Origin of the sequence: Paenibacillus sp. AR247 (assembly GCF_002968895.1) — a bacterium.
GTDB lineage: Bacteria > Bacillota > Bacilli > Paenibacillales > Paenibacillaceae > Paenibacillus_AQ > Paenibacillus_AQ favisporus.
In genome coordinates this window covers 94593-103228 of record NZ_PCZT01000004.1, presented here as the reverse complement: position 1 = coordinate 103228, position 8636 = coordinate 94593, and the positions used below count along the sequence as shown (strand labels likewise).

6 protein-coding genes are annotated in these 8636 nt (G+C 57.5%); 4 read left to right on the top strand and 2 right to left on the bottom strand.

All coding sequences use genetic code 11. The annotated features are described in order from the left end of the window. The first annotated feature begins 447 nt into the window (after nucleotides 1–447). From CPT76_RS03695 to CPT76_RS03685, 3 genes are all read left to right on the top strand, one after another. On the top strand, nucleotides 448–2508 hold the full coding sequence (locus CPT76_RS03695) for an alpha-galactosidase (protein WP_105441964.1): 2061 nt from the start codon (nucleotides 448–450) through the stop codon (nucleotides 2506–2508). A 75-nt stretch (nucleotides 2509–2583) separates the two neighbouring features. Then, complete coding sequence (locus CPT76_RS03690; protein ID WP_181152679.1) at nucleotides 2584–4764, top strand: alpha-galactosidase; 2181 nt, start codon at nucleotides 2584–2586, stop codon at nucleotides 4762–4764. Nucleotides 4765–4860: 96 nt separating this feature from the next. Further along, nucleotides 4861–5688 (top strand): aldo/keto reductase, encoded by an 828-nt coding sequence (locus tag CPT76_RS03685; RefSeq protein ID WP_105441963.1) that lies wholly within the window; start codon nucleotides 4861–4863, stop codon nucleotides 5686–5688. An 87-nt stretch (nucleotides 5689–5775) separates the two neighbouring features. Here the strand turns inward: CPT76_RS03685 and CPT76_RS38865 are convergent, their stop codons facing one another. Continuing rightward, on the bottom strand, nucleotides 5776–6336 hold the full coding sequence (locus tag CPT76_RS38865) for a helix-turn-helix domain-containing protein (protein WP_258168063.1): 561 nt from the start codon (nucleotides 6334–6336) through the stop codon (nucleotides 5776–5778). Next, entirely contained in the window at nucleotides 6311–6643 is a 333-nt protein-coding gene (locus CPT76_RS38860) for an AraC family ligand binding domain-containing protein (RefSeq protein WP_258168062.1), read from the bottom strand. The genes CPT76_RS38865 and CPT76_RS38860 overlap by 26 nt, the downstream gene beginning before the upstream one ends. A 199-nt stretch (nucleotides 6644–6842) precedes the next feature. Here CPT76_RS38860 and CPT76_RS03675 point away from each other — a divergent pair. After that, nucleotides 6843–8636: glycoside hydrolase family 95 protein (locus tag CPT76_RS03675; protein ID WP_105441962.1), on the top strand; the 1794-nt coding region annotated here is incomplete at its 3' end.

Sequence of the window (8636 nt, the reverse complement as noted above, 5' to 3'; positions counted from 1 at the left end):
AGAGGTTTCGAGCATTTCTTGATCGTTTAGCCCCCGCACCGTATGCCCTCCCTGCACAACGCAGCGGAGGGGACGAAACAATTCCGGAGAAGCGGAGCGGTCGCCTGAAAGCTTTCCGAAGGAAAGCTCACTTCGAAAGCATAAGCAGTCCCCGAATTTTACCCTTCTATCTAATCCGCAAAAATTCGGGGGCAACAGCGATCGGAGGAATATTTCGTACACGGAGCGCCCATCGAAGCGCCAGCATCACTACATGCCGCATTTTAACAGCCCGCCCATCATCCAGAAGCGTTAATTCCCGCTATCAATCGGTAGATCGCTCTATAGCAAGCTGATAAAGCGCTTTCTATAATGAAGTCATACGGCTGGGGCGGAAGCGGATGCCAAGCATTCCTGATTTTGCCCGTGCAGCCAGAGACTTGCAGAGACAGGAGGAAAATGAGGCGAATGATCACAAACAGCCAAACGGACGCGGTCCAAGTCCGGCAAACCGGCTCCATGATCCGCGTATCCACGGATCAGGTGACGCTGGAGATCGACCTGGAACAGGGCCATTACAGCGCTGCCGGCGGTACGCTGTGGGACTGGAAAGAAATCCGCAGCGCCATCCGGTGGAACGGGCGTGAATACCATACGGGCAGCTACGACCGCCACAGCATGAATGGGGAGCCGGAGAGCATCAAGGATGCCTTCGGGACCGGCGTTCATTTAACGCTTGTGCATGAATTGGACATGCTTCCGACGCTGGAGCAGCATTTCTGGATTTACGAAGGTGTGCCGTTTTACCTGACGCAGCTGGTGGCTGTCCATAAGACGCGCATCCGTCTGAACCGGATGACGGTGCTCCGGTCCGGACAGCTGTCTTTTGGGCCGGCCGCGGACAAGGCAGACGAGCTTACGGTGCTCCGCGTTCCCTACGACAACGATAAGTGGGTGCGCTATGAGACACAGACGGCGCCGCTGCGCACCGAGAGCTACGAGGTTACGGCCTTGTTCCGGCCGCACAGCCGGCAAGGGATCGTTGCCGGTTCACTGAGTCATGACGTCTGGAAAACCGGCATCAAAATCCAGGGCGAACAGCCGGGAACACTGGATGAGCTGGAGCTGTACGCCGGCGCTGCCGGGGAAATGACCCGGGATTTTCAGCCGCACGGTTACGTCCATGGGACGCGCGTGGCTTCGCCGGTCGTATTCGTCGGCGGGTACGACGATTACCGCCGCGGCCTGGAGGCTTACGGACGGGCTAATGCTACTCTGTCGCCGGCGCTTCCGTGGGAAGGCGGGGTCCCTGTTGGCTGGAACAGCTGGTCTGCCGCGATGAGTACACTGGATTACGATCTGTACACATCAACGAGCGATTTTTTGAAGCGCGAAGTTCAGGCGGATGGCTTTCAAAATAACGACACGCTGTACATCAACTTCGACGCTTTCTGGGACCGCCTGACGGATGAAGAGATGGAGGATGCGCTGAACCGGGTGCGGCAAAACGGCCATAAGCCGGGGACGTACTGGACGCCGTTTGCCTTCTGGGGCAGTCCGTCCCAATTCGACAAGCCCGTGGAGGGAACGGATGGTGGGTTCACATACAGCGACATTTTGCTGCGGGACGCCGAAGGCGAAATCCTGCCGGACATCGCCGGCGGGCTGGCGATCGATCCGACCCATCCGGGGGCGCTGAAGCGCATCGATTGGTTTACGGACAAAATCATCCGGGAGGGCTTCGAGTACATTAAGCTCGATTTTATGGCGCACGGTGCGCTGGAGGGAAAGCATTACCGCCCTGAAATCACCACAGGCATTGCTGCCTATCATTACGGGCTGTCTTATTTGGCGAAAAAGCTGTCTCCGGAAGCCGCCGGAAAGCCGATCTTCATCAACCTGTCGATCGCGCCGCTGTTCCCGTATGCCTTTGCACATAGCCGGAGAATTTCCTGTGACGTGTTCGGCATGATCGGGGATACCGAGTACCTGCTCAATTCGCTTACTTATGGCTGGTGGATGAACGATACGCTGTACCGGTTCAACGATCCCGACCACTCGGTGCTGTACAAGAGCTTTAACCAGGAGGCCACCACCCGCCATGAAGGGCGGAGCCGGCTGACGGCATCCGTGATCGCGGGGACGGTGCTGCTGCTCGGAGACGACTTCAGGCAGGAAGAAGCAGCCTCCCGCGCCAAGGCTTGGCTGCGGAACGGCAGCATCATGGAGCTTGCGCGGAAGGGAACAACATTCGTTCCGGTGGAAAGCACCCTGGGCGGCCGTGCGGCGGACGCTTTTATGCTGGCTGATCCGGACGAGGAGGGGACGGTCTACCTGGCTGTGTTCAACTTCGACGGCAAACAGGCGGCGAACAAGACAGTCGCTCTGGACCGCCTAGGACTCGAACCGCCCGCAACTTACCGCGTAACCGACTTGTGGGAAGGGACCGAGAGTGAGGCCAGCGGGGAAGTCCGCTTAAGCCTTGAACCGTCGGAGTCCACCATTTTGAAGTTATGCATCCAACCCTAATTCAAATTTCAAGGAGGATTGAGGATTGCTGATGAGTACACGAACCCGGTTTATTCCGAAAATATTGCTAATGGTATGAAGCAGGGCAGCAATACGATCCNCTTCGACGACGGAGGCGGGAGTACTCGCCGGAGTATCGACCTGATCGAGCTGCGGCTGGCATCGGCCGGCGACGGCGTGCCGGACCATGACGGCAGCATTGGCGAACTGGGCAAACAGCTACATGTCACGAAGTACGGCCCCATTACGCTGACCGAGTATCAGCGCGGATTTAGTGTGGCCAATCCGTCATATGAGCTGCTGTACAACACTTCAACAGGCCTGTCCCAGTACAACTGGAACCAGAAGCCGGTGATCAAGGGTGCCTACAGCGAAATTCAGCTGGACAAGGCGGTGGCGAGCAAGGATTACGGCAAGCATACGTTTAAAGCCAAGGACGGTGTGACTCCCTTCCATGACGCCACGGGGGAAGGCATCAAGGTTACGGTCCGCAGCGAGCAAAAAGGACTGCCGGATCTGAGCCAGGTCTTTTACATTTATAACCATGGACCGTACGTGTTGACGGAAGTGACGGCTTCCCAAGCCGCCGGGCTGACGACCAACCAAATTGCACCGCTGGCCGTCGAGGCTCGGGGCGGCGTTGATATCGGCAGCTACGGCGACAACCGGGTGCTCGTGACGCCTTTTGATAACGACAGCTGGTCCCGGTATCAGGCGAAAAGTATCAATACCCGGTTAAATACGGATAACTATGTCAGTTCCGAACTAACAGCCATTTATGACAATACAAGCCGAAAAGGTCTGGTGGTCGGTTCCGTTACGCATGACACATGGAAAACGGGAATCCACTGGAGCGGCACCGACAATAAGCTGAACGAGCTGCGCGTGTACGGGGGCTTTACTTCCCAGGCTTCCACGCATGACAGCCTGCCGCACGGAAGCGTGTCCGGAAAGAGCGTGACTTCGCCGAAGGTGTTCATCGGTTTGTACGACGACTACCGTAAAGGCATGGAGGGCTACGGCCAGGTGAACGCCGCGATTGCGCCGCCGCTTGCTTTTAGCCAAAACATCCCTGAAGGCGTACCGGTCGGCTGGAACAGCTGGGGCGCTTATGCCGATCATCTCAGCTACGACAACGCGGCAGCCGTCTCCAACTATGTGAAGGAGCATCTGCAGAACAACTCATTCGAGAACAACGGGAACGTGTATATTAACCTCGATTCGTATTGGGACAACATGACCGACCAGCAGCTGACCGATCTCGTGAAGCTGATTCACGGCAACGGCCAGAAGGCAGGCATCTACTACTCCCCGTTCGTTTATTGGGGGGACAACATGGACCAGGCGGTCGAAGGGACGGACGGCAAATACAAGTACGGGGATATCGTGCTGAGGGATGCATCCGGCAGCGTTCTGCCGAAGCTGGACGGCGCTTATGCTGTGGACCCGACCCATCCGGCCGTGAAAGCCCGGATCGACTACTATATGAACCGTTTCAAAAAGGAAGGTTTTGAGTATATTAAGGTAGACTTCCTGTCCCATGGCTCTTTGGAGGGCCGGCATTACGATTCGAACGTGCAAACCGGCATTCAGGCGTACAATCAGGGAATGGCTTACCTGGATCAGGCCATTGGCGGCACGATGTTCATCAGCGAATCGATCGCTCCACTGTTCCCGAGCCAATATGCGCACAGCCGCCGCATTTCCTGCGACGTGGACGGCAGCCTGGGCAGCACGGAATACCAGCTGAACAACTTGACTTACGGCTGGTGGCAGAACGGGACGATTTATCATTACACCGACCCGGACTATATGACGCTGGTGAAGGGCGGCTCGTATGAAGGAGCGCAGACCCGTGTCAATGCGGCGGCCATTTCGGGTACGGTCTTCCTGAACTCCGACGATGTGAACGACCCGGCGGCACGCCAGTACATGGAGAGGTTGCTCACCAATCCGGAAGTGAACGCGCTGGCGGTGAAGGGCAAAGCCTTTAAGCCGGTGGAAGGAAATACCGGAACGAAAGCGGCCGACCTGTTTGTGCTTGAAGATCAAGGCACGTATTATCTGGCCGTGTTCAATTACACCCAAAATTTGGAGCAGCGTCAGATCGACCTGAAGCGTGCCGGCATTCCTGTCCAAGCGGGGGCTTCCGTTCAAGTGACCGACTTGTGGACCGGGGAAAAGGTAACGGCAGGTGCAACGCTGGACGTTACGCTGAAAAGCGCCGAATCCAAGCTGTATCAAATTAGTCCTTGAATTTGACTTTGCCCATAGGCTGGTTTATCTTGGGACAGGATGGGTGGTTTTCAGTCATCCACGACATTTACCTGATTCGAAGGAGGCGTCTTACTCATGAACAATCTGCAGTCCACCACAACCTTGTCCAGCGGATATGCCATGCCATGGCTCGGGCTGGGCGTCTACAAGGCACAGGAAGGCAATGAGGTCGTTAGCGCGGTGAAAGCGGCCATTGCGCACGGCTACCGCAGTATTGACACGGCTGCGCTGTACGGTAACGAAGAAGGTGTCGGCAAGGCGGTCCGGGAATCCGGCGTTCCGCGTGAGGAGCTGTTCATTACCACCAAAGTTTGGAATTCGGATCAAGGTTATGACTCTACCCTAAAGGCGTTTGAACAAAGTATAAGCAAGCTCGGCCTGGACTATGTGGATCTGTACTTGATTCACTGGCCGGTCAAAGGCAAGTATAAGGATACATGGCGAGCGCTGGAAAAGCTGCAAAAGGACGGCAGGGTCCGTACGATCGGCGTGTCCAACTTCCACGTTCATCATTTGGATGATCTGATGCAGGATGCCGAGGTGAAACCGGCCGTCAATCAGGTGGAGCTGCATCCGCTGCTCTCCCAAACGGAACTGCGCAGCTACTGCAAATCGCAGGGCATTCAGATCGAAGCCTGGTCGCCGCTGGCTGCGGGCCAGCTGCTGGACAATGAAGTGCTGGCAGGCATCGGCGCCAAATACGGTAAATCCACCGCGCAGGTCATCATCCGCTGGGATCTTCAGCACGAGATCGTGACGATTCCGAAATCGGTCAAGGAGCACCGGATCATCGAAAACGCCGATGTGTTCGACTTCGAATTGACGGCGGAAGAAATGCAGCAGATCGACGGCCTGAACCGGAACCAACGGACCGGCGGGGACCCGGATAATTTTAATTTTTAAGCAGCATCTATCAGAGCAAGTATGACCAACCCAATCGCGTATTCCGGCTGACCAGCGGATGCGCGATTTTTTATTCCTTCCCCGGACTCATATCCGGTGCAGCGGATTCAGCCGGTACTGGCTGGGAGTCGTGCCGTGAAAGCTGCTGAAGTGCCGGGAAAACGGGTGGATGGACGGGTACCCCAGCTTTTCCGCAATCGCCGTAATGCTCAGGTCGGTTTCGACCAGCATATGGGCCGCCCGCTTCATCACGAGCTGATGATGGTAGGCCTTCGGGGTCATCCCCGTTTCGCGCAAAAACAGTTCATGGAAATAGGTGCGTTTCAGACCGCAGAACCGGGACCAGGCTTCAACCGACTGTCCATGCTCCGGACGGCTGTTCAAATACTCCAGCAGGCGGACGATGCGGTAATCGCTCGGATGCTGCACGTTCACGGCGTTGTGCCAGGACAACATCCAGCCGTACAGAAAGCTGTTCACCGTTTCGCTGCGGTAAAACTTGGATTCGCTGTACATCCTGGCGATCATGGCGATTCCATCATACAAATGGGGATGGGCGCGCAGGGAGAAGACGCTCGGAAGCCGGTCCAGTTCATCGCAGGGCAGTTCGATAGACAATCGGTCAAAAAATGAAAGGCTCGGGCGCATGGATGAAAGACCGGCTCGGAGAGAGCGGGTTGGCGTCATCCCATAAATCGAAATACAGATTATACGAAGGCAGCGGATGGGACGGGCGGATGTGAAAAGCATGCGGCTGGCCCGGACGCAAAAAAATGAGCGTTCCCCGCTCGATCGGATAGTTGACCCCTTCGACCTCCATTTCCCCGGGGCCTTCATTAAACAAGTGAAGGGCATACACGCTGCCTGCGCGCAGATGCTCGTTGCTGCTGCCGTCGTACAGATAACTCATAGAGTCGCCTACGAATGGAGTTATCTCGGATAATGCTTTGTTCATATCATGACTCCCCCGCATTTAGAAAGTGTATGTTTGCTGATTCAAAACGATAGATTGGCGGATGAATTGATAAATCAATGGATGCGTTAACAAAGACGGATTATACATCAAAATGATACGATAAAATCAACGGTTCCGGAATAGAATTCAGTAAGGAAAGCGGATGAATTCGCAAATAAATTTTGGTGGAGGATATCGGATGAATGACTTGAAGCTTTGGTACGAGGGCCCTGCGGCAGGCTGGGCACAGGGGCTGCCGCTCGGAAACGGCAGAATAGGCGGCGTGATTATATCGGCTCCGCACAAGGAGGTTTGGAGCCTGACCGAGGTCACATATTGGTCGGGACAAGCGGAGCCCTGCCACGGCCGCTCCAATACGAAGCAGGATCTGGAGCGGATGCGTGGGCGCTTTTTTGCGGGCGATTATGCGGCTGGCGACAGGCTGGCGAAGGAGCATTTGCAGCCGCCCAAGCGCAACTTCGGCACGAATTTGAGCCTGTGCGACATCATCCTGGAGTGGCCTGCGGCAGCCTCGGAAGGGGAAGCGGAAATGCGCCGGGAGCTGGATTTGCAGCAGGCCGAGGCACGCTCCGCCGGTACAATGAACGGATACCGGTTTGAACGGGAGACGTTCATTTCCCATGCGGACGATCTGATGGTGTCCCGGTTGTGGACCGAGGACCCGGTGGGGCTAACGTTCACGCTCCGGCTCGAGGGCCGCACGGAGGAATTCGGCAGCGAAGCCCGGGAGCCGGACATGCTGGCCTTCGCCGGCAAAGCGGTCGAAACCGTGCACAGCGACGGAACGTGCGGGGTGTCCTGCAGCGGAGCGGTACGCGTCCAGGCCCGCGGCGGCAGCGTGCTTGCCTCATCGGGAACGATCCGGGTGGAGCGGGCGGAAGAGGTGTGGGTGAACACCGCTGTGCACACGGATTACCGCCAGCAGGACGATGCATGGAAGGAAGCGGGCTTCCGCCAGCTGGAGCGGGCGCTGGGCAAAGGCTATGACCGGCTCAAGGCGGACCATGCCGCCGATTACGGGCCGCTGCTGGAGCGGGTGCGGCTGGATCTCGGCACGTCAGCGGCGGCCGGCCTGCCGACCGATGAGCGGATGCGCCGGTTCCGGGCGGGCCATACGGATGATCCGGCGCTGTTCGCGCTCTTCTTCCAGTACGGCCGCTATCTGATGATCGCCGGATCGCGCGAAGACTCGCCGCTGCCGCTGCACCTGCAGGGCATCTGGAATGACGGCGAAGCGTGCCGGATGGGCTGGAGCTGCGACTATCATCTGGACATTAACACGCAGATGAACTATTTTCCGGCGGAAATTGCCAATCTTGGCGATTCCCACGAGCCGCTGATGCGCTACGTCCGGGAGCTGGCCCAGGCCGGCCGGTCGGCCGCGCGGCAGTATTACGACGCAGAAGGCTGGGTGGCCCACGTGTTCTCCAACGTCTGGGGCTTCTGTTCGCCCGGATGGGAGACGTCGTGGGGCCTGAACGTGACGGGCGGCCTCTGGCTCGCGACCCATATGATGGAGCATTACGAATACGGCATGGACGACAAGTTCCTTGCCGAAGAAGCGTACCCGGTGCTCAAAGCAGCCGCGGCCTTTTTCCTGGACTACATGACCGTGCATCCGGAATTCGGCTGGCTGGTGACCGGGCCTTCCAACTCGCCGGAGAACAGCTTCTATCCCGGGTCTCCGGAGGAAGGAGCGCAGCAGCTCTCCATGGGTCCGACGATGGACCAGGTATTGGTGCGGGATCTCTTCACGTTCTGCCTGAATGCAGCCCGAAAACTGGAGGTGGACGCCGAGCTGCAGCGGAAGTGGGAGCACGCCATCTCACTGCTGCCTCCATTGCAGGTCGGCCGGCGCGGCCAGCTGCAGGAGTGGCTGAAGGATTACGGTGAGGCGCAGCCGGAGCACCGGCATTTGGCCCATCTGTTTGCTCTGTATCCCGGCAGCCAGATTACGCCGCATCACACGCCG